The sequence below is a fragment of the Mycolicibacterium aurum genome, assembly GCF_900637195.1.
Lineage (GTDB): Bacteria > Actinomycetota > Actinomycetes > Mycobacteriales > Mycobacteriaceae > Mycobacterium > Mycobacterium aurum.
The window spans coordinates 3,487,701-3,508,423 of sequence record NZ_LR134356.1; the positions used below are offsets into that span (position 1 = coordinate 3,487,701).

General features: G+C 68.8%; 20 protein-coding genes and 1 pseudogene. 5 read left to right on the plus strand and 16 right to left on the minus strand.

Annotated elements, in window-relative coordinates; genetic code table 11:
• The gene (locus EL337_RS16290; protein WP_048631618.1) at positions 1-735 is read right to left on the minus strand and encodes a DUF4333 domain-containing protein; all 735 of its coding nucleotides are present in this window, start codon (positions 733-735) and stop codon (positions 1-3) included.
• Between the two features lie 78 nt (positions 736-813).
• On the opposite strand from EL337_RS16290, the gene EL337_RS16295 reads away from it, so the two are divergent.
• The gene (locus EL337_RS16295; protein WP_048631619.1) at positions 814-1,698 is read left to right on the plus strand and encodes an SCO6745 family protein; all 885 of its coding nucleotides are present in this window, start codon (positions 814-816) and stop codon (positions 1,696-1,698) included.
• 3 nt (positions 1,699-1,701) lie between these two features.
• Here the strand turns inward: EL337_RS16295 and EL337_RS16300 are convergent, their stop codons facing one another.
• From EL337_RS16300 to EL337_RS16310, 3 genes are read right to left on the minus strand one after another with little or no spacing between them, the layout of a single operon-like run.
• Complete coding sequence (locus tag EL337_RS16300) at positions 1,702-2,028, minus strand: YnfA family protein (protein ID WP_048631620.1); 327 nt, start codon at positions 2,026-2,028, stop codon at positions 1,702-1,704.
• 16 nt (positions 2,029-2,044) lie between these two features.
• Positions 2,045-4,063 carry a primary-amine oxidase gene (locus EL337_RS16305; RefSeq protein WP_048631621.1) on the minus strand — a complete coding sequence of 673 codons (2,019 nt, stop codon included), beginning with the start codon at positions 4,061-4,063 and terminating at the stop codon, positions 2,045-2,047.
• A 59-nt stretch (positions 4,064-4,122) separates the two neighbouring features.
• Complete coding sequence (locus tag EL337_RS16310; RefSeq protein ID WP_048631622.1) at positions 4,123-5,643, minus strand: carboxylesterase/lipase family protein; 1,521 nt, start codon at positions 5,641-5,643, stop codon at positions 4,123-4,125.
• Between the two features lie 73 nt (positions 5,644-5,716).
• Here EL337_RS16310 and EL337_RS16315 point away from each other — a divergent pair, with 73 nt between their 5' ends.
• Complete coding sequence (locus EL337_RS16315; RefSeq protein WP_048631623.1) at positions 5,717-6,415, plus strand: hypothetical protein; 699 nt, start codon at positions 5,717-5,719, stop codon at positions 6,413-6,415.
• Between the two features lie 7 nt (positions 6,416-6,422).
• Here EL337_RS16315 and EL337_RS16320 read toward each other — a convergent pair whose 3' ends face one another.
• From EL337_RS16320 to EL337_RS16340, 5 genes and pseudogenes are all read right to left on the minus strand, one after another.
• A complete protein-coding gene (locus tag EL337_RS16320) occupies positions 6,423-7,001 on the minus strand; it encodes a hypothetical protein (RefSeq protein WP_197724115.1) in 579 nt (192 codons plus the stop codon).
• Between the two features lie 138 nt (positions 7,002-7,139).
• Complete coding sequence (locus tag EL337_RS16325) at positions 7,140-7,823, minus strand: hypothetical protein (RefSeq protein ID WP_048631625.1); 684 nt, start codon at positions 7,821-7,823, stop codon at positions 7,140-7,142.
• Positions 7,820-8,365, minus strand: coding sequence for a sigma-70 family RNA polymerase sigma factor (locus EL337_RS16330; protein WP_370737133.1), 546 nt, complete (start codon positions 8,363-8,365; stop codon positions 7,820-7,822). Before EL337_RS16330 ends, EL337_RS16325 begins: the two co-directional genes overlap by 4 nt.
• 383 nt (positions 8,366-8,748) lie before the next feature.
• Positions 8,749-9,054 (minus strand): annotated as a pseudogene (locus EL337_RS16335) (winged helix-turn-helix domain-containing protein); the annotation flags it as partial.
• 212 nt (positions 9,055-9,266) lie between these two features.
• Positions 9,267-9,617, minus strand: a complete 351-nt coding sequence (locus tag EL337_RS16340) for a hypothetical protein (RefSeq protein ID WP_048631627.1) — start codon at positions 9,615-9,617, stop codon at positions 9,267-9,269.
• 121 nt (positions 9,618-9,738) lie between these two features.
• Here EL337_RS16340 and rbpA point away from each other — a divergent pair, with 121 nt between their 5' ends.
• Complete coding sequence (gene rbpA, locus EL337_RS16345) at positions 9,739-10,074, plus strand: RNA polymerase-binding protein RbpA (protein WP_048631628.1); 336 nt, start codon at positions 9,739-9,741, stop codon at positions 10,072-10,074.
• 3 nt (positions 10,075-10,077) lie between these two features.
• Here the strand turns inward: rbpA and EL337_RS16350 are convergent, their stop codons facing one another.
• From EL337_RS16350 to cobN, 7 genes are all read right to left on the minus strand, one after another.
• Positions 10,078-10,866 (minus strand): polyprenol monophosphomannose synthase, encoded by a 789-nt coding sequence (locus tag EL337_RS16350; protein ID WP_048631629.1) that lies wholly within the window; start codon positions 10,864-10,866, stop codon positions 10,078-10,080.
• A complete protein-coding gene (lnt, locus tag EL337_RS16355) occupies positions 10,863-12,566 on the minus strand; it encodes an apolipoprotein N-acyltransferase (protein ID WP_048631630.1) in 1,704 nt (567 codons plus the stop codon). Before lnt ends, EL337_RS16350 begins: the two co-directional genes overlap by 4 nt.
• Positions 12,559-14,094, minus strand: a complete 1,536-nt coding sequence (locus EL337_RS16360; protein ID WP_048631852.1) for an amidohydrolase — start codon at positions 14,092-14,094, stop codon at positions 12,559-12,561. The genes lnt and EL337_RS16360 overlap by 8 nt, the downstream gene beginning before the upstream one ends.
• 41 nt (positions 14,095-14,135) lie before the next feature.
• Positions 14,136-14,660 (minus strand): FxsA family protein, encoded by a 525-nt coding sequence (locus tag EL337_RS16365; RefSeq protein WP_048631631.1) that lies wholly within the window; start codon positions 14,658-14,660, stop codon positions 14,136-14,138.
• A 60-nt stretch (positions 14,661-14,720) separates the two neighbouring features.
• A complete protein-coding gene (locus EL337_RS16370; protein WP_048631632.1) occupies positions 14,721-15,113 on the minus strand; it encodes a PPOX class F420-dependent oxidoreductase in 393 nt (130 codons plus the stop codon).
• Between the two features lie 5 nt (positions 15,114-15,118).
• Positions 15,119-15,499, minus strand: coding sequence for a PPOX class F420-dependent oxidoreductase (locus EL337_RS16375; protein WP_048631633.1), 381 nt, complete (start codon positions 15,497-15,499; stop codon positions 15,119-15,121).
• A gap of 84 nt (positions 15,500-15,583) precedes the next feature.
• Entirely contained in the window at positions 15,584-19,201 is a 3,618-nt protein-coding gene (cobN, locus tag EL337_RS16380) for a cobaltochelatase subunit CobN (protein ID WP_048631853.1), read from the minus strand.
• 31 nt (positions 19,202-19,232) lie between these two features.
• On the opposite strand from cobN, the gene EL337_RS16385 reads away from it, so the two are divergent.
• Both EL337_RS16385 and EL337_RS16390 read left to right on the plus strand, forming a co-directional pair.
• Positions 19,233-20,042 carry an AraC family transcriptional regulator gene (locus tag EL337_RS16385; RefSeq protein ID WP_126316606.1) on the plus strand — a complete coding sequence of 270 codons (810 nt, stop codon included), beginning with the start codon at positions 19,233-19,235 and terminating at the stop codon, positions 20,040-20,042.
• Between the two features lie 19 nt (positions 20,043-20,061).
• Entirely contained in the window at positions 20,062-20,466 is a 405-nt protein-coding gene (locus EL337_RS16390) for a VOC family protein (RefSeq protein WP_048631635.1), read from the plus strand.
• The last annotated feature ends 257 nt before the right edge of the window (positions 20,467-20,723 follow it).

The window sequence follows — 20,723 nt, forward strand, 5'->3', positions numbered from 1 at the left end:
TCAACCGCGGGGCGCATAGCTGTAGTCGATGTTGGCGCCGTCCACCTTGGTGACGGTGACGATGAACGCGGCGTTCTCCGGTCCGGCGATCACCGCGCAGTCCACGGTGTTTCCCGGCTTTCCTTCCAGGTTTCCCGAACACGTCGCAGAATCCGGACGCCGCTGCAGGTGCCGGGTGAGTTCGTCGAGCAGGGACGCCTCCACCTCCGACTTCGTCAGGATCGGCACGAGATCGAAATTCATCATCAGACCGTCGACGCTGGTGACTTCGGCCGTCCGCCGCAACGTCATTCCCCCGGCAGTGACATCGCACTGGGCCGCCTCGCCCATCTGCCCGAGCAGATCGGACAGGCACGACACGCGCGACGCGGGCGGTCCGACGTCGGCCACCAGCCGGGCCACGGCGCGTTCGAGCTGCTCCCGCGACAACGCGGGCATCAGCTCGTAGTCGATGGCCGCCCCGTCCACCCTGGTCACCGTCACGATCGGGGCGAAGCTGTTGGTGGAGCTCATCACCACATCGCAGCGCGCCGTCTGTCCCACCTCGCCGACGAGGGGGTCCGAGCAGGTCACCGAGTCCGGCCGCTCCCCCGCATCAGTGAAGCGCGCGGCGATGTCGGATTGCAGATCTGTGGTGGCCACGGTGGGCACGCCACCGGCGATCTCCCAACCGCACCCGGCCATCGCGGCAGCCGTTGTCGCGAGCACGGCGAGCGGACCGATGACCTTCCTCATGTGTGCCGTCCCGTCACAGGTGGGAAGTTTGCACGAGACCCTAACAGACCCGGCGCGCGATGATGATTGACTGGCCACGTGCCCAGACCCCACACCCTCGCCCGTCGTCTGCACGACCGCACCGAGCCTGTGCATGCCGTGACCTACTTCGCCCCGGAGGCCAGAGCCGCCCTTGACGGGCTGGGCTTCCGAGGGTTCTGGATGGGTTACTTCGCCGCTCGGTCGGCTCCGCTGGGAACGGTGTCCGCCGACGTCGTCACCGCCGCTTTCTACAACTTCGCGCCGCACCGGGTCGCCAAGGCGTTGCCCGCGGCGTGGGACGTCGCCTCGCCCGGTGATGCGCTGCGGGCACGCCAGGAATCAGCGGTGGCGGCCCTGCGACGCAGCGGCGTCACCGACGCCGAGGCCTCGGTCGTGGCCGACCTCTCGGAACGGGCGGTGGCCGACTCCGACGTAGGAGGCCGCGTGCTGTTCGCCGCCAACCGCGCCCTGTGCTGGCCTGACGAACCGTTGGCCCGGCTGTGGCATGCGACGACGCTGTGGCGCGAGCACCGGGGCGACGGCCACGTCGCCGTGCTCGCCGCCGAGGGGATCTCCGGCCGCGAGTGCAATGTGCTGCACGCCGCCGCAGGTCGGGTGCCGAACGAGATGATCAAGCGGGCTCGGGACTACGACGACGAGCAGTGGGCGCACCATCAGGACGCTCTGCGACAGCGGGGTCTGTTGGACAGCGCGGGGGAACTCACCGACGCGGGCGCAAAACTCAAGCGGCATGTCGAGGACACCACCGACGCTTTGGCACTGCCGCTGCTCGATGCACTCGACGACCATGAGGTCGAGTCGTTGTTTCGCGCACTCACGCCGATCACCAGGAAAGTCGTGGCCGCAGGCGACATCCCCGCCGGCACCCCCATGGGTCTCAACCGCGACGAGCTGGACGACCCCAGCGCGCACCTGGGCTGACGGTCACCGCGGTCCGTACATGATCAGGCCGACGCCCGCCAGTGACACCAGCGCGCCCACCACATCCCAGCGATCGGGGCGGAATCCGTCGGCCACCATGCCCCACAGCAGCGATCCCGCGATGAAAACGCCGCCGTAGGCGGCCAACACCCGGCCGAAGTGCGCGTCCGGCTGGAACGCCGCGACAAAACCGTAGGCTCCCAGCGCGAGGACGCCCGCACCCACCCACAGCCATCCCCGATGCTCGCGGACCCCTTGCCACACCAGCCAGGCGCCGCCGATCTCCAGGATTGCGGCGAGAACGAACAGCAGAACAGATTTGACGACCACGCCGTCTAGATTGCCATCAGTGGTGTGCGCTGGTGGTGGACGTATGGCAGGCGTCCGGCGGTGTCCCTACGACATCGAGGGCGGGGTTGCGGTCGAAGAAGCCAAAAGGCTTGAGCCAGAACGACACCACATCCACGGGCATCACGGGCCAGTCCTCGGCCCTGGTGATGTGGTGGATGCCGAACACGTACCACAGCACCACGTCGGTGTTCTCGATCGACCGGTCGGCCGCCGTCCACCGCGCCAGGCCGGTGTCGCGTGCCGATTGGTTGACGAATTCCCCTGCGGGCCAACGCTCGTCGGGCCGGTTGGGGGTCACCCACAGTGTGTGGGCGATGACGCCTGCTCGTTCGAGGACCGGTGAGCCCGGTTCGAACATCGGCGGGATGGCACCGCTGGGCACCAGCTTGTACGCCGGGTGGGCGCCGATGCCGGTCACCACATTCGGGTTGACCACCTTCCAGGCCCGCTGGGTCGCGAAGCTGACGTCCTGCTTGGCCTCCCCCTCGGTGCGCAGCGGGATGTTGCGCACCACCAGCGAGAGCCCGTGCGGGTTATCCGGGCCGATCGGCTCGGCGTAGGACTCCGAGGTGACCACGGTGTTGTCGGTGCCGTCGATGTCCATGTCGAGGCGGGCGACCAGGAAATGCTGATGAAACGGTGCGTAGGTGCGTTCGTCGACCAGGGTGCCGTTGGGATTCGGGGCGCCCTCCGGCAACGGGGTGGTCACCATGATGCCCGTCGCGCGCACCTCGCACTCGATGTTGCCGTCTTGATAAAGCCGCCAGTAGACGAGGTACTCGTAGTTGGCGACCGTGACGTGGAACGACAGCGTGAGTCTGCGCATCCTGCGCACCTCCGCACCGATGTCGTGGTCCACGTGCTTCCACAGCACCGCGTCGTCTTCCTCGTGGATGCAGATCGCGTTGGTGACGGTGTAGGGCTCCCCCTTGCTGTTGTGCAGGACCGCGTTCAGATACCGGATCTCGCCCAGGCAGTCACAACCGAGCTCCAGCGAGGTCGTCATGAACCCCAGACCCCACTCGCCGATGTCGAACGCGGTGCGCCGGTAGTGGTCCGGCGACGGGTCACGGTAGGGCACGATCATCTCCGCGAACGACATCCGATGCGCGATCGAACGCTCACGGTCGCCGTCCCGGTAGCGCACGGTGTGCAGCGTCATGCCCTCGCGGTGGTTGAATCCCACACGCAGCGACCAGTTCTGCCAGCGCACCAGGTTCCCGTCCACGGTGAACGACGGTCCCTCGGGCTGAGTGATGTGCAACGGCTTGAGCGGGTCCCGTTTTCCCGCCGCCAGGATGCGCTCGGGAATGTGGGCGGGCACATACTCACCCATCACCTCGGGGGTCGGCTCGCGTGCGCCGTCCGCGCCCGCGGCGAACGGACCCTCGTCCTCGATGCGAAGCAGCTCCATCGCGTTCAGGTCGACGACGCAGTGCAACCCGCTGACCAGCCGGGCGTACGGGTTGGCGCCGGGGGCGGCCTTGACCCAGCTGTCCGACCAGCCGATCCGGCGGTCACGGAACTCCGGCGGTGCGACGGCGTCGCCGTAGGTCCAGGTGTCGAAGAACACCAGGCCCATGTCGGTGATACCCCTGCTGCGCAGCGCCTCGACGACGTCAGGATGCGCGCGCAGCAGCTGGTCGCATTCGACGAACTCGTCGACGGTGAAATTCGCCTGCACGCCGGGGATGTGCTCGAACACCTCGACGCGGTCGTCGGTCAGCGACACCACGCTCTTGTAGGTGGCGTTGGCAGACCGGTTGAAGCAGACCACCTCCGCGCGACGGGCCGGACGTGCGCCACCGTCCTCGAACGCCGCCAGCTCGGCCTTGGACGGTTCGATCATCTCGATCGACGCGAAGCGCCAACCGAGCTCGGAACCCGGGGATCCCGGCCCGGGCTCGACCCCGCGCTCGCGCCGCAGTATCGCGGCGACCGCGGTGAACTCGTCGACGCTGAGCGGGTCGAGCGGGAAGGAATGCAGGGGCTGCGAATCACTGGGCTGCGACACGCGTTAACGCAACCACATCCGTCGCCTCACGGCACGGCATTCGACCAAGTCGGGCGCTGTTATCGCGCGGCCAGGAAGAAGCTCTCCCAGGCCCGCCTACGATCGGCGTTCGGATCGAGCACGACGCGTCTGCGACGGTCGAGGACCAGCACCGCGCGCTCGTCCCTGGTGTACTCCGGCCAGTCCGCACCGGGCACGCCGCGGTCGGCGAAACCCAGCCACCGGCCCTGGATGTCGTCGGTGACCTTGCGAGCCGAGCGTGAGTCGACCCCCGCGGTGAGCAGCCGCCCGAACTTCGACCGGTACACATCGAAGACGGCGAGCAACTCGGTGGCGTGGGTGGCGCCCATACCGGACCACCGCAGTGCCGTGGTGGCGTAGTCGTACCGATAGACGTAGGTCGGGGCGAAGGCCGAGTGTGCCTGCGCGATCTGCCACACCGCCGAGCCGAAGATGAAGTCGCCACCGAACTGGACGCACGCATTGTTGCCGGGATAGCCAGGGTAGGCAGACAGAATACGTTCCCGCGCATCGGGTTCCACGTGCGCGAGCAGCCGCTCGATGGCGGGCTCGCTGGTGGGCAGCAGCTTGAGGAACCGGGTGAACAGTCGGCCTTCGTCGGCGTTGGTACCGACGATGAGCGGCACGGGGTGCGCCTTGCCCGCACTCATCGCCGCGACGGGATCGTCGGGAAGGTACTCGGTGCCGTAGGTGGGACCGATCGCGAAGGCGCCCAGCATGTCCCGCTGTCCTTCGACCACCAGCCGGTCCAGCGCATCGACCAGCTCGGCCGGCCGTGCGGCCAGCAGCGCGGTGGTGGCGTCGGACTCGGTGGCGCCCAGTTGCCGGGCGAAACGGCTCGCGTAGTCGGCGGCGATGTCCGCCGGCCCGCTCATCCCACTGCCCGGGCTCTGCGCGATCGCTTGCGCGAAAAGCCCTTGTGCAGCAGGGGTGGCCAGCAGCGTAGCGACCGCATGGGCGCCTGCGCTCTCTCCGAAGATGGTGACGTTGTCCGGGTCGCCGCCGAACGCCGCGATGTTGTCCCGCACCCACTGCAGCGACATCACCAGATCGCGCAGGAACAGGTTGTCGTCGATGGTGGCGCCCGGCCCCGACAGCGACGAGAGCTCCAGGCAGCCCAGCGCGCCCAGGCGGTAGTTCACCGAAACGTAGACACATCCCTTGCGAGCGAGCGACGCGCCGTCATATATCGGCGTGGCCGAGCTGCCCAGCATGTAGCCGCCACCGTGGATGAACACCATGACGGGCAGGCCGTCGGCCGCTGGGTTCTCGCCGGCCTCGGCGGGAGCGACGACGTTCAGCGTCAGGCAGTCCTCGCTCATCGGCTGGTATCGGCCGGGTGCGAGCAGCGTGTACATCCGCTGTTGCGGGGCGCACGAGCCGAAGCCGTGACAGTAACGGACGCCGGGCCACGGCTGCACCGGCTGGGGCGCGCGATAGCGCAGGGCGCCGATGGGGGGCCGCGCATACGGAATCGAGCGCCAGCGGTTCACGCCATCCCGGGTGAAACCTTCGACGGTGCCCGCGGCGGTCTTCACCCGGACCGTGTGTTCGTGCATCTTGCCGACGGTAGCGAACTACCGCACGGCCTGCCTGGCCTGAGGATCCGTGTCGGGTCGCTAGCCTGGCCGAATGCGCATAGCTGGCGTGATCGCACTGAGCGTTCTGGTGGCGGCCTGCTCCCAGTCGGTGGGTGGCGAGGCCGAACCGTCCGGGCCCACCGGGTCACCGGCCGTCCCGTCGTCGTCAGCACCGTCTCCGCCCCCCTCGACCTCGCAGAATCAGTCCGGGGCACCGGCCACCGGCGCCTCGATCGACGAGGTGATCACCTGGATCGAAGCGGGCACCCCCGCCGATCCGGCGGTCTACCACGTGGCCTTCCGGGACGGTGTGACGACGAGATTGGGCGACGACTTCGCGTTCGTGGCACCGTCGGGCGCGCCGCACAGCCTCACGCAGTGCATCACCGGAGGGTCGGCCGACACCGAAGCCCTGACGTGTCTGCTGGACCTGACAGCGCCCCCACCGCCCCCGGCCCAGGCGGAGGGCATGTGGAAACCCGGCTGGATCGAGTTCTCCGGCACCGACGTGTCCGTCGGAGCGCTGCGCGGCGACCCCGGACCCTTCCTCAACGGCACCGGGACCGAGCTCGCGGCCGGCCAGGCACTGACGTTCGGCGACAACCGGTGCCGCAGCGAAGCGTCCGGGCTGTACTGCGTCAACTACGCCCACCGGTCGGCGGTCCGGATGGCCGCGGACGGGGTGGCGGCCTACGGGTGCCTGGTGGCGGTACCTCCCCCACCCGAATCCGCGCTGCGGTTCAGCTGCTGACCAGTCGCTACGTGGCGCCCTGGCGCGCTTTCTCCCTGGCTTTGCGCGGGTAGATCTGCGTCATGCCGACAGCCCCGACGATGACCACCACCGGTATCACCGCCTTGGTCAGGTGCACTGTGCCCGGAGCCGTCGTCGCGAGATAGCCGAGGACCGCAATCAGCGCGAACACCAGCGCCCACATCAACGTCAGCACCTGGTTGGTGCGGCGGAACGCGGCCTTCTCCCAGTCCTCGCGCGGTGCGGTCGTCGGCGCGTACTGCTGGGTGAACGGCACGAAAGCCAGCGAGATGAGGGCCATTGCCGCCAGCACACCGCTGGAGAGTGTGGTCGCGTAGGTGTCCATCCAGTCGCGGTCCTGGGCGCCCAGAAGCAGACCGACCAGGGTCACGACGGTGAAGAACGCGACGGTCACCATGTCGAGAAGACGTACCCCGGCGAAACCCGCCGACACGCCCATGATCAGGGTCGCGATCACCGCGCAGATCGCGCCGAACAGCCAGGTACTCGGCCCGTCAGCCACCAGCCAGTAGATGATCCACGGGACGAAACCGATGAACGGGCTGCGCTCGAACCATTCGTCCACGCCCGAAAGCTTTACCAGAGTCCGCGGTCAGGCGAGACGGAAGGTCCCCGTCACCAACGCCGGTGTCGTGTTGACGCCGTTGGCTGTGGGACGGCCCGCTCGGCGCGACGTCGAACGGGACCGCGATCCCGTACCTCCTCACGCCAGGTTGGTGACTGCCAGCGGAGTCGCCGTGCCGGCCTCTCGAATGGTGACGCTGCGGATGTCCGACGTCGGGATCACCGTGGCGGCAGCCAAATTCGACGCCTCGTCGCCCGAAGGGCTCCAGGACGCCACGGTGGACTCCACACCGTCCTTCGTCGTGACGACGAGGTCGTAGCTGCTGACGTTCGCAGCCCAGTCCTTGGTGTACTGGCATTCCCAATCGAGGCGGGTTCCCCAGGGCTCTTCCGATACCGCCAGTGACGCCTCGACGCCGGCGCGTTCGCCGGGGGCCATTGCCTGGAGTGTGACGCCGGTCGACGACTCGTGCGGGATGGCGGCGTATCCCACGATGCCTCCGACGAGCAGAGATGCTGCAGCCGCGGCAAGAGCGGTGGCCAGGCGGGCACGGCCGGACCGGAGGCGCCGCTTATCCGCGGCCGCGGCGAGTGAGGTGGGTCGGGCGGGCTCGTCACGCTCGCCCGGCTCGTCGTCGATCAGTGCGAGAGCCTCTTCAGGCGACAGCACGTCGAGGATGCCGGGGATATCCCTCAAGTCCGGAATGTCCGAGGGGCGCGGCGAGGCGGCCAGGTACCGCTCGTACTCGGCTGCTTCGTCCGCGGACAGTGCGCCGAGCAGATAGGCGGCATCCCACTCGGCCATGTTGCGATCAGGGGTCATCGGACTACGCCCCTTTCCTCCAACGCGACGTGAAGCGCCCGCAGCGCGTAGTGCAGCCGCGACTTGACTGTGCCCGGCGGGATGCCCTCGTGGCGGGCGATCTCCACGGCGGTCTGTCCAAGGTAGTGAGCCCGCACCAGGACGGTTCGATGTTCTGCACTCAACGATCGAAGGGCATCGGACACCACCCATTTGTCCACCGCCGGGCCGAAGATGTCCGGGGAACTCTGTTCGGGAAAGTTGTCGGTCTGCAATTCGCGGTTGTGGCGGGAGCTGCGTCTGTCATCGATCACCAGGTTCCTGGCCACGGTGTGCAGCCACGCCCGTGTCGAGTCCTCGGAGTAGGTGGTGAGGATGGTGCTGTTTCTCCAGAGCCGCAGCAGCGACTCCTGGACAACATCCTCGGCGAACTGCCGGTCTCCGCGTGCCAACCGGAGCACATACCGGAGCAACGCCGGCCCGTGCTCGTCATGGACAGCGCGCATCAGCTCGGCCCTGGCCGGATCGTCCATCCGCTGCGGATCGGGGACGGGGTCCGTCATGATGAGCTGTCCCTCCATCGCTCCGAGGTCTCGCGGCTGACGGCTGATGTGCATGGGGTGCGTGGTGACGCCGCGACGTCGCGGCCGATCACCAAGCTCGCAGCATAGCCGACCCCGGGTCCTGGCTGCCGGGACGAATTGCCGGCGGACGCAGGGGCTTCGACGGACCGTAGTGGCGAACGGTGAACCACGCGAACTCATTTCGGTGGGCCGTTGAATCCCCTGCGTCGCGAGGACGGTGCGACGCGGTAGCGCCGTCCGTGACCGCGCGACGGTCGAGGACGGAACCGGAGGACGCCGTCTGAGTGCGCGACGATTCCCCGGTGGAGCACGATCTCGGACCGCGTGTCGTCGGCGGTGGCGGTGTGTTCGATGGGATCGGCTGGGTCGACGAAGCTGCCCACGAAGCGATACCCACGCCCGCGCACGGTGCGGATGTAGTGCTGCATTTCCCCGTCGTCGCCGAGTGCGCGGCGGGCGGCCTTGATCCGACTCGTGAGAGCCGCTTCTCCCACGAAGCGTCCACCCCACACGGTGTCGAACAACTCGTTCTTGGAGACGACCCGGCGATGGTGTCTCACCAGATGCGTGAGCACGTCGAATACCTGCGGCTCGACGCGGACCGGGACCCCGTTGCGTAACAGCTCATAGCGGGGAAGATCCAGAACGAACTCGCCGAAGCGCCACACGGTGGACTCGAGGGCGGAAGCGGTCGCTGGACACGGCGAGGAGAGTGTCACCGGGTATCCCTTCTGTCGGCAGCCCCCGACGGGAGCTGTCAGGAGGAACGACGGGCGATGCCCCGAGATGGTTCAGTCCGATCGGGAAAATTCTGCGAAGAGCTCTGGTGTGCACCTCAAGCTGCGCCTCGCGTACCGATGCCGACCCCAGAGATGCCTGGTCAGCGCCACCCGTCGGCTGCCCGCGCCGCCTGCATCACGGCGTCGCACAATTCGCGCAGCTCCGCATGATCGGCGCCCTCCTCGATGGCGATCGCCATGTCCTCGGCGGCGCACCGCACCTGATACACCCGGTCTGACAGCACCGAGGCCTCCTCGGCCGAGAGCACGACCGCATCGGGCGGCACCGAGGTTCCCTTGACCTGCGCGCGCTGTTCGTAGGCTCGCTGGCGGCAGGACTGCCTGCAGTACTGCCTGCGGCGACCCAGCCCGGCATCGGCCACTTCGCGGCCACACCACCGGCAGCTCTGCGGACGCCTGCGGGTGCTCGTCGGGGCGCTCAGCGAGGTCACGAGCCCGACTGTAGACGGGATGGCGTCACTATCCCGGTATCATCTGCGGTCGAGTCGGGAACTCTTTGACGCATGTCTGCGTTGATACCCCGGAACAATTGCGTGAACAGAGGAGAAGACGATGGCTGATCGTGTCTTGAGGGGCAGCCGCCTCGGAGCTGTGAGCTACGAGACGGACCGCAACCACGACCTGGCGCCGCGTCAGGTCGCTCGTTACCGCACCGACAACGGCGAAGAGTTCGACGTCCCGTTCGCCGACGACGCCGAGATCCCCGGCACCTGGCTGTGCCGCAACGGCCTCGAAGGCACCCTCATCGAGGGTGATGTGCCGGAACCGAAGAAGGTCAAGCCGCCACGCACCCACTGGGACATGCTGCTGGAGCGTCGCTCTGTCGAGGAGCTCGAGGAGCTACTCAAGGAGCGGCTGGACATCGTCAAGACCCGTCGCCGCGGCTGACCCTCAGCGTGCGTTGCCGCGCGCCCGGTCCAACCGGGCGCGCAGGCCCCACTGGGCCACTTTGAGAATCGCCTCCCGGATCGTCGACCCGTCCATCTTGGACACGCCGTGCTCGCGTTCGGTGAACGTGATCGGCACTTCGACGACGGTGAATCCGGCGTTGATCGAGCGCCATGTCAGATCCACCTGGAAGCCGTAGCCCTTCGAGTCGACGGCGGCCAGATCGATCTTCTCCAGCACCTCCCGCCGATACGCGCGGTAGCCCGCCGTGATGTCGTGGATGTCGACCCCGAGCAGGATGCGCGAATACCCGTTGGCGGTCCGCGACAGCACGAGCCTGCGCCTGGGCCAGTTACGCACGTGACCGCCCTCGACATACCGCGACCCGATGACGAGGTCGGCGCCCGCGTCGATCTCGTCGAGCAGACGGTGCAGCTCCTCGGGCGCGTGACTTCCGTCGGCGTCCATCTCGACCAGGACCGAGTACTGGCGGCCCAGCCCCCAGGCGAAGCCGGCCAGGTAGGCGGCGCCGAGACCGTCCTTGGACGTGCGGTGCATGACGTGGACGCGGTCCGGGTCGGCGAGGGCGAGCTCGTCCGCCAGCTCGCCGGTCCCGTCGGGGCTGCCGTCGTCGACGATCAGTACGTGCACGTCCGGCGCCGAGTCGGTGACGCGGGACACGATCGTCGGCAGATTGTCCAGTTCGTTGTACGTCGGGATGATGACCAGGGTGCGGTCACTCGGCCGGTCGGCGGGTGCGGCACCGTCAGGCGTGCCACCGGGGGCGCTCATGTGGCTCCTTTGCCGTCATCGGTGGTCGCTCGCCGACCCCTCAATCGTGCGGGCACGAATGATCCATTGTGCAGCATCGCCCAGAGAACAGCCGAAACGCCGAGGGCGACGAGCAGACCCTCGATGTAGGGGCCGAAGCGGGTCGCGGGCGTCTGGGTCGTCTTCAGCCGGATCTGTTGGTCGAGGTAGGCGGGTTCGAACCACCGGGTGCGGGCCATCTCGTGGCCGTCGGGCGCGACCACGGCGCTGATCCCTGTGGTACCCGCCACCACGACGTAGCGGTCGTGCTCGACGGCCCGCAGCCTGCCGAAGGCCAGCTGCTGCTCGCTCATGGCCTGATCGAACGTGGCGTTGTTGCTGGGCACCGCGAGCAGCTGTGCGCCGTTGCGCACGGATTCGCGTGCAGCTCGGTCGAAGATGACCTCCCAGCACGTGGTGATCCCCACGGGCACCCCCGCGGCCTGCACCACGCCGTCGCCGTCGCCGGGAACGAAATACCCGGCCCGGTCCGCGTAGGAGGACAGCCGACTGAAGAAGCTGCGCCAGGGCAGATACTCGCCGAACGGCTGGACGATGCGCTTGTCGTGCCGGTCGACCGGCCCGGTTTCCGGGTTCCACACGATGACGGTGTTCGTCGACGCCGGATCGGCAGGGGTGTAGCTGGGCGCCGCCACGACACCGCCGACCAGGATGGGTGCGTTGATCGCGGCCGCGGCCTTCGATATCTCGCGCCCTGCATCCGGATTCGCCAACGGGTCGATGTCGGAGGAGTTCTCCGGCCACACCACCAGCATGGGCTGCGGCGCCCGCCCTGCCCGCACGTCGTCGGCGAGCCGGAGCGTTTCGCGGACGTGGTTGTCCAGCACCGCTCGCCGCTGGGCGTTGAACTCCAGACCGAGCCGCGGCACGTTGCCCTGAATGGCGGCGACGGTGACCGGCGGCTCATCGCCGGCGCCGAGTCCGGCCTTGCGTACATTCGGCCACGCGAGTGCCGAGCCCAGCAGGACCAGCGTGATACACAGGCCGGGCAGCACGACGGCGGGCGGAACGGCGGCGCGGCGGCCGGCGTCACGGCGCCACCATCGGACGACCTCGAGGACGAGCGCCGCGAGACCGAACGACAGCACCGTCAGCCCGAAGGACACCAGAGGCGCGCCCCCGACGTAGGCCAGCGGCAGCAGCGGGCTCTCGGTCTGCGAGAACCCGACCACGCCCCACGGAAAGCCGCCGAACGGCACGGTCGACTTCAGCCATTCCTGCGCCGACCACAGCCCGGCGAACCACAACGGCCAGCCCGGCAGCGTGCGCACGCCGACGGCGACCGCCCCGAACAGGGCGGGGAACAACGCCTCGGCGAAGCTCAGCGCGAGCCACGGCACCGGCCCGACGAGCCCGCTGATCCACGGCAGCAGGGGCACGTAGAAGGCCAGGCCGAACAGCAGCCCGTATCCGGCACCGCCGGCCATCGTGGTGGATTCACGCGTCAGGACCCAGCCGAGCAGCCCGAATGCGAGAACCGCTGCGAGCCACCAGCCCAGCGGCGGGAAGCTCACGCACAGAGCAAGGCCGGCGACGATCGTGACGGCCAGGACGGGCAGGCGTGCCAGCACGGCGCGCCCGAAACGCTGTATCCGCGAGGGTTTCTCCGGTTCGTCGTCGGCGACGTCGGTGGCATCGGCTTCGGCAGCGGCGTCAGCCATAGATGACCGATCCTCGGTGCACGGTCTGCCTGCAGGTGGGCATACCGTCGTCCAGCCGGGGCAGCACGGGCACCCGCGATCGCGGATCGGTGGACCACCGCTGCACCGCGTCGGCGGGCGCGCTGACGTCGAACCCGTCGGCCTCCCACACCGCGTACGTGGCCGGCGCACCGGGGACCAGGGTGCCCATCAGGCCGTCCCGGACGCCTCCGGCACGCCAGGCTCCCCGCGTCGCCGCCGCGAAGGCCGCCCGGGCCGAGATCGCGCTGCCCGGAGTGCGGTGCGTGGTCGCCGCGCGGACCGTCGCCCAGGGGTTCATGTCGGTCACCGGGGTGTCCGAACCGAAGGCGAGTGGCACGCCTTGGGATGCTAACAGCGCAAATCTGTTCAGCCGGCTACCGCGCTCGACGCCGAGACGCTGCGCATACATCCCGGTCTCGCCGCCCCAGAGCGCATCGAAGTTGGGCTGCATGCTGGCGATCACACCCCAGCTGCCGAGTTTCGCGGCCTGCTCGTCGGTCACCATCTCGAGATGCTCGAGGCGGTGCCCGCACCGCGCGACCGCGGCGACTCCGAACCGGTCGACCACCGCCTGCAGCGCGGTGGTCACCGCGGCGACGGCGGCGTCCCCGATCACGTGGAAGCCGGCGGTGATGCCGGCCTCGGTGCAGGCACCCACGTGGGCGGTGACAGCGTCGACGTCGAGGTAGGCGTTCCCGGTGGGCGCCGGGCAGCCCTCGTCGATGTCGGCATAGGGAGCGTGCAGCCATGCGGTGCGTGAGCCCAGCGCGCCGTCGACGAACAGATCGCCGGCCAGGCCGCGCGCCTGGGTCTGCGCCAACAACTCCGCAGCCTGCGCCGCGGTGGTGACGGCCTCGCCCCAGTAGCCGACCACCTCGACGCCGTGCTCGTGGGCGTGCAGCTCGTGCCAGTCGTCGAGGCCCCCGATCTGGGGGCCCGCGCACTCGTGCACGGCGGCGATGCCCGAGGACGCCGCGGCGTCCAGTGCCGCCTGCCGGGCCTGGGTGCGTTGCGCCGCGGTCAGGGCTTCCCGAGCAGCACGACGCACCCGGTGGTGGGCATCGGCGGTCAGGGGCACGTCGTCTGCGACGCCCGCCGCGCGGCGCATCACCGTCGATGCTGCCGCCGAGTGCACGTCGACGCGGGCCAGATAGACCAGCCGGTCGCCCACGACGGCGTCGACGTCGGCGGTGCCCGGGGCGACGCGCTCCGGCCAGCCCGACTCGTCCCAGCCGTGTCCCCAGATGACGCCGTCCGGCCGGGACCGGGCGTATGCGGCGAGCAGCTCGAGACAGTGCCGCAGCGACGTCGCGGGACGCAGATCGAGACCGGTCAGCGCCAAACCGGTGGCCGTGGTGTGGACATGGCTGTCCACGAAGGCCGGGGCGACGAAAGCGCCCGCCAGATCGGTGACGTCGGCACGGGGAAACTGCGAGCGCCCGACCTCGTCACTGCCGAGCCATGCCACCACACCGTCACGCACAGCGATCGCGGTCGCGTCGGGCATGGCCGGGCTGTGAATGCGCCCGTTGAGCAGGAGGGTGGTGGTCACTCCGGCAGGCGGGGCTGGTCCGCTCGAACCGGCGGCACGTCCTCGACGGTCCGGACCTCGTCCACGACGTCGATCACCTCACCGTCGACATACTCGCCCCGGCCCGCCCTGCTCGAATAGCCGGACCGGCCCGCGGCGGCCGAGCCGACGGTGCTCACTCCGACGATGAGCGGGGCGCGGCGCGCGGCCATCGCGGTGACCATCGGCCGCGCGACCGCGCGGGTGGGCGGCAGCAGCAGGAGTGCGCCGAGAACCGAGCTGGCAAGACCGGGAATCACGACGAGCACCGTACCCAGGGCGACGAGCGCGCTGTCGGTGACCGCCCCCTGCGCATCGGCCATCGTCAGCCCGGAGCGCAGACGGCGGATGTGACGGCGCAGCTGAGATCCGGCCAGGGCCATCCCCAGCAGGAATGTGCCCGCCAGCAGCAGCACGGTCCAGCCGAAGCCGATGGTGGAGACCAGGGCCACCACGACAGCCAGCTCGATCACCGTGTAGAGCAGGAACAGCCTCATCGCCATAGTGTGCCAACGTCCGGGCGGGGGCGCAGGTTCCTCGGTGGGGCGACCATCAGCGCAGACTCACGAACTGGGCGCCGCTTCCACTTCGATCGCCGCGTGCACCTTGTCGACGCCGCCGCGGACGATGGCCTGCGGGATCCACCACCACGCATGCCACCAGTAGCGCCTGGTCACCATGTCGAACACCCGCCGGGTCTCGGATTTCGGCAGGTTGCGGGCCACCGCCTCGACGGCCTCACCCTTCACCTTGCCGAGCACGCCACACTTCTGGATGGTGACGCGCGGGGTGTTGTTGATGCGCTTGGTCTTCCAGGAGCCGTCGTCGGTACTGATCAACAGCTTGCCCTCGTGCGGCACACCCCAGACCGGGGTCGGCTTGGGACGTCCGTCCTTCGTGAACGTCGTCAGCAGCAGGTACTTCTCGGTGTAGACGTCCTCGAATGTCGGTGCCATACCTCTCACGCCGCCTTGATCTCGATGGTGACGTTCTTGTTCATGCCGCCGCGCAGCTTCGAGAAGAAATTGAATGTCTTGCCGAGCAGGCCGTAGCGCTTGCCGAGCGCGTCATAGGTCTTGGCGTTGGCCGACTTCGGCAGGATCGCCGCCGTCGCCTCCACCGCCTCGCCCTTGGGCTTACCGCCCCGGTCACACTCGGCGATGGTGACCCGCGCCGTGTTGCGGATCCGCTTGACCTTCCAGGACTGCTCCTGGGTGATGGCGATCAACGCCTCCCCCGCCGGGGCGGCCCAGATCGCTGTCGGCTTGGGTCTGCCGTCCTTGGTGAACGTGGTGAGCAGGATGTACTCCGACTTTGCGACGTCGGCGAAGGTCACTGGCATGCCGCCAATCTAACCCGCCCGGGTCGCTGCGCTCCTGCCCGCCGAGTCATCCCCCGGGTCGCTGCGCTCCTGCCCGCCGGAACGTCAGCCTTCGAGGTCGCCCTCGGTTTCCAGCAGCACCTGCTTCAACCCGTCCAGCGTGGCCTTCTCCGGGGCCGCCCACATGCCACGGCCTGCGGCCTCCAGCAACCGCTCGGCCATGCCGTGCAGCGCCCACGGGTTCGACTCCTTCATGAACTTGCGATTCTCGTCGTCGAACACGTAACTCTGCGAGAGCTGCTCGTACATCCAGTCGGCCATCACCCCCGCCGTCGCGTCGTAGCCGAAGAGGTAGTCGACCGTCGCGGCCATCTCGAATGCACCCTTGTAGCCGTGCCTACGCATCGCGGTCATCCAGCGCGGGTTCACGACGCGCGCCCGGAACACCCGGGTGGTCTCCTCGGACAACGTGCGGGTGCGCACCGCCTCGGGTCTGGTGTTGTCGCCGATGTAGGCGACCGGATCCTTGCCCGTCAGCGACCGCACGGTGGCCACCATGCCGCCGTGGTACTGGAAGTAGTCGTCGGAGTCGGCGATATCGTGTTCGCGGGTGTCGGTGTTCTTGGCCGCCACCGCGATCCGGCGGTAGGCGCGATTCATGTCGTCGGTGGCGGGCGCCCCGTCCAGCCCGCGACCGTAGGCGAAACCGCCCCACGCGGTGTACACGGCGGCCAGGTCGGCGTCGTCGCGCCAGTTGCGGCTGTCGATCAGCTGTAGCAGACCGGCACCGTAGGTCCCCGGCTTGGAACCGAAGATCCTTGTGGTGGCGCGGCGGTGGTCGCCGTGCTCGGACAGGTCGGCCTCGGCGTGAGCGCGGACGTAGTTGTCCTCGTCCGCCTCGTCGAGGCCGGCGACGAGCTGCACGGCGTCATCGATCATCGCAACCACGTGGGGGAAGGCGTCGCGGAAGAACCCGGAGATGCGGACCGTGACGTCGATGCGCGGACGGCCGAGCTCGGCGAGCGAGATGGCTTCGAGGTTGACCACGCGCCTCGACGCGTCATCCCAGATCGGGCGGACGCCGATCAGTGCGAGCACTTCTGCGATGTCGTCGCCCGATGTGCGCATCGCCGAGGTGCCCCACACCGACAGACCCACCGATTCCGGCCAGCGGCCGTAGTCGGACTGATACCGCTCCAACAGCGAGTCGGCAAGTCGCACACCGGTTTCCCAGGCGAGCTTGGACGGCACCGCCTTGGGGTCCACCGAATAGAAGTTGCGCCCCGTGGGCAGCACGTTGACCAGTCCGCGCAGCGGCGAGCCCGAGGGGCCCGACTCGATGAACCGCCCGTCCAACGCCCGCAGGATCTGGGTGATCTCGTCCGCGGTCCCGGCCAGTCGCGGTACCACTTCCGTCGCCGCGAACCGCAGGACCGCCGCCACTCCGGCATGGTCGGTCAGCGTGTCGACGGCGTCGGCGTCCCACCCCGTCTTCTGCAGTGCCGCAACGAGTTCACGCGCCTCCGCCTCGGCCGCGTCGACGCTCGCGCGACTGTCGCCACCGTCCTCGGCGAGGCCGAGCGCCTCGCGCAACCCGGGGACTGACTGCTCGCCGCCGAACAGCTGCCGCGCCCGCAGCATCGCCAGCACCAGGTCCAGTTGCACCTCCCCCTCCGGGGTTTGGCCCAGGATGTGCAGGCCGTCGCGTATCTGGACGTCCTTGATCTCGCACAACCAGCCGTCGACGTGCAGCAGCATGTCGTCGAACGAATCCTCGTCGGGCCGGTCTTCGAGACCGAGATCGTGGTCCATCTTGGCGGCGCGCATCAACGTCCAGATCTGCTGACGGATGGCGGGCAGCTTGGCCGGGTCCAAGGCGGAGATGTTGGCGTGCTCGTCGAGAAGCTGTTCCAGGCGCGCGATGTCGCCGTATGTCTCGGCCCTGGCCATCGGCGGGATGAGGTGGTCGACCAGGGTGGCGTGTGCGCGCCGTTTGGCCTGTGTCCCCTCGCCGGGATCGTTGACCAGGAACGGGTAGATCAACGGCTGGTTACCCAGTGCGGCGTCGGTGCCGCACGACGCCGACATCCCCAATGTCTTGCCGGGCAGCCATTCGAGGTTGCCGTGCTTGCCGAGGTGCACGATGGCATCCGCGTCGAAGGCGTTGGAGCAGCCGTCTCCGAATCCCTGTCCGAGCCAGTGGTAGGCGGCCAGATAGTGGTGACTCGGCGGAAGGTCCGGGTCGTGATAGATGGCAACGGGATTCGCACCGAAACCGCGCGGCGGTTGCACGATCAGCACGACGTTGCCCGACCGCATTGCCGCGATGACGATCTCGCCGTCGGGGTCGTGACTGCGATCGACGTACAGGTCGCCGGGCGGCGGGCCCCAGTGTTCGACCACGCCGTCGGTCAGCGCGGCAGGCAACGTGGCGAACCAGTCGCGATAGTCCTTGGCCGACACCCGAATCGGGTTACCCGAGAGCTGCTCCTCGGTGAGCCAGTCCGGATCCTGACCGCCACGTGCGATCAGGGCGTGGATCAGCGCGTCACCATCGCGGGCTTCCAGGCCCGGCACCTCGCCGACGTCATAGCCGGCATCCTTCATCGCGTTCAGCAGTGCGATCGCGCTGGCTGGGGTGTCGAGTCCGACCGCGTTCCCGATCCGGGCGTGCTTGGTCGGGTAGGCCGAGAAGACCAGAGCCACCCGCTTGTCGGCGGGGGCGATGGTGCGGAGTCTGGCGTGCCGGACGGCGATGCCGGCCACGCGGGCGCATCGTTCGGGGTCGGCGACGTAGGAAACCAATCCCTCGTCGTCGATCTCCTTGAACGAGAACGGAACTGTGATGAGGCGGCCGTCGAACTCGGGCACAGCCACCTGGGTGGCGACGTCGAGCGGCGACATGCCGTCGTCGTTCTCGTCCCACTGCGCCCGCGACGACGTGAGGCACAGACCTTGGAGGATCGGAATGTCCAGTGCGGCAAGGTGTGCGACGTTCCAGCTGTCGTCGACTCCGCCCGCCCCGACGGTCGCCGGGGTGGCACCACCCGCGGCGAGGACCGTGGTGATCATGGCGTCGGCAGTGCTCAGCAGCTCGATCAGCGCCGGATCGGCGGTACGCAGTGAGGCGCAGAACACCGGAAGTGCCACTGCGCCGGCGTCGTCGATCGCGTCGCACAGTGCATGGATGTAGCCGGTGTTGCCCGCCAGATGCTGTGCCCGGTAGTACAGCACCGCGACCGTGGGCCCGGTGCCGGCACTCGCGGGACGCTCAAGCACGCCCCAGGTGGGGGTCGCCACCGGTTCGGCGAAGCCGAAGCCGGTCATCAACAGGGTGTCGGACAGGAAGGTATAGAGGTTCGCGAGGTTTTCGGTTCCGCCCTGCGCAAGGTAGATGTGCGCCTGCAGCGCCACGCCCGCCGGGGTGGTGGAGTAGTTCATCAGGTCGGCGTCCGGGGCCTGCTCGCCGCTGACCACGACCGCGGGCACCCCGCTGGCCCGGACGGCGTCGATGCCGTCCTCCCAGGCGCGGTAACCACCGAGGATGCGCACCACCGCGATGTCGGCGTCCCGCAGCAGCTCTGCGAGCTCGCCCTCGACCAGCCGCGACGGGTTCGCCCACACGTAACGGGCACCGCTGGCCCGGGCGGTGATCAGGTCGGTGTCCGACGTGGACAGCAGCAGAACGGACGGATTCGGGCTGGCAGAAACTGGCGCAGTCACCCCCCATTCGTACCGGACTACGGTGGTGGACGTGAGCGCGGGCGGCGCCGTCGGCACCCCAGACCCTTCGCTGCGCGGTGTGGTGCTGCGCTACGAGGGGTTCACGTCCCGCGTCGGCGTCCCGGAGACCTTCCGCGAGATGGCGTGTTCCTTCGTCCCGGTCATCATCGATCTGGGCGACGGCTGGACCGTGGCACACCGCGAGCACGTCGACGCGGCGCCGCTGCGCCTGCAGTCGTTCGTCGCCGGTATCACCGACGGGCCCGTCCTGGTCGGACACCGCGGCTGGGCGCAGTGCCTGCAGATCGACCTCACGCCGCTGGGTGCGCGCAGGATCCTGGGTGTTCCGATGGTCGAGGTGGCCAATCGCTCGGTGCCGGTCGAGGCGGTGCTGGGGCGTGGCGGGGCCGAACTGGTCCAGCACATCGGCGATGCGCCCGGCTGGCGGGAGCGCTTCGCGATAGTCGACGCCGCCCTCATCGCGCGTCTGCGTGACGCGCCGGATGTCGACGCCGGTGTGGCGTGGTCGCTGAGCCGGATTGCCGCGAGTGGCGGAACGACCCCGATCGGTGCGCTCGCCGCGGATCTCGGATGGAGCCACCGCCGGTTGATCGCCAGGTATCGCGACGCCGTGGGTCTGCCTCCGAAGGTGATCGCCAGGATCGTGCGCTTCGAGCGGGTCACTGCCCGGTTGCGGTCCGGGGCCGAACTGTCCGCGGCCGCCGCCGAGTGCGGCTACTTCGACCAGGCGCACCTGGCCAGGGAGGTGCGCGAACTCGCGGGCATCACTGCGGGCGCACTACGGGAGAGCGTCAATTCCGTACAAGACCCGGCGGTCTGACGCACCTACATTCGGCGCCATGACATCGACCCGGACATTCACCGGCGCAGTGCCGATCGTGCCGTTCACCGAACCCAGAAAAGCCATCGCGTGGCTGACACAGGCCTTCGGCGCGGAGCCGATCGCCATCCACCCGGAGGACCCCGACCAGCCGCTCGCACACGCGGAGCTGGCCGTCGGGACCGGAGTGGTGATGATCGACGACGCGGACCGCGACAGTGTGTTCGCGCTGCCCGGGCCGGTCGTCGTCTACGTCGTCATCGACACCGCGGCCCAGGTGGACGCACTCCACGACCGTGCGGCCGCAGCGGGCGCCGAGATCGTCATGGGGATCACCGACCAGGACTACGGCTCCCATGAGTTCGCCGCCCGGGACACGCACGGCAACATCTGGAGCTTCGGCACCTATCGCCCCTCGATGTAGCACCCGCTGCGACGGGCACCACCGTGCCGTGACCGTCGGGGCTCAGCCGTGCCAGCGGCCGTACCACGTCTGGCGGTACGGCGTTCCGATGGCGGCGACCAGTGCGACTACCACCGCGGCGACCACAAGCGTTGCGAACATCGTCGTTCCTCTCCCGCGACCCGTTGTTTGACACGGGTTCAGTAAGCGAGACGGTACCGCCGGTAACGCCGAAAATGATCATGATGTGTGTGAGGGAACTCACTGACGCCGACTGT

Coding starts and splice junctions, on each gene's coding strand:
- EL337_RS16290 (WP_048631618.1), bottom strand. CDS start 735: ATGAGGAAGGTCATCGGTCCGCTCGCCGTGCTCGCGACAACGGCTGCC.
- EL337_RS16310 (WP_048631622.1), bottom strand. CDS start 5,643: ATGCACGAACACACGGTCCGGGTGAAGACCGCCGCGGGCACCGTCGAA.
- EL337_RS16315 (WP_048631623.1), top strand. CDS start 5,717: ATGCGCATAGCTGGCGTGATCGCACTGAGCGTTCTGGTGGCGGCCTGC.
- EL337_RS16325 (WP_048631625.1), bottom strand. CDS start 7,823: ATGACCCCTGATCGCAACATGGCCGAGTGGGATGCCGCCTATCTGCTC.
- EL337_RS16330 (WP_370737133.1), bottom strand. CDS start 8,365: ATGACGGACCCCGTCCCCGATCCGCAGCGGATGGACGATCCGGCCAGG.
- rbpA (WP_048631628.1), top strand. CDS start 9,739: ATGGCTGATCGTGTCTTGAGGGGCAGCCGCCTCGGAGCTGTGAGCTAC.
- EL337_RS16350 (WP_048631629.1), bottom strand. CDS start 10,866: ATGAGCGCCCCCGGTGGCACGCCTGACGGTGCCGCACCCGCCGACCGG.
- lnt (WP_048631630.1), bottom strand. CDS start 12,566: ATGGCTGACGCCGCTGCCGAAGCCGATGCCACCGACGTCGCCGACGAC.
- EL337_RS16360 (WP_048631852.1), bottom strand. CDS start 14,094: ATGCCCGACGCGACCGCGATCGCTGTGCGTGACGGTGTGGTGGCATGG.
- EL337_RS16365 (WP_048631631.1), bottom strand. CDS start 14,660: ATGGCGATGAGGCTGTTCCTGCTCTACACGGTGATCGAGCTGGCTGTC.
- EL337_RS16370 (WP_048631632.1), bottom strand. CDS start 15,113: ATGGCACCGACATTCGAGGACGTCTACACCGAGAAGTACCTGCTGCTG.
- EL337_RS16375 (WP_048631633.1), bottom strand. CDS start 15,499: ATGCCAGTGACCTTCGCCGACGTCGCAAAGTCGGAGTACATCCTGCTC.
- EL337_RS16390 (WP_048631635.1), top strand. CDS start 20,062: ATGACATCGACCCGGACATTCACCGGCGCAGTGCCGATCGTGCCGTTC.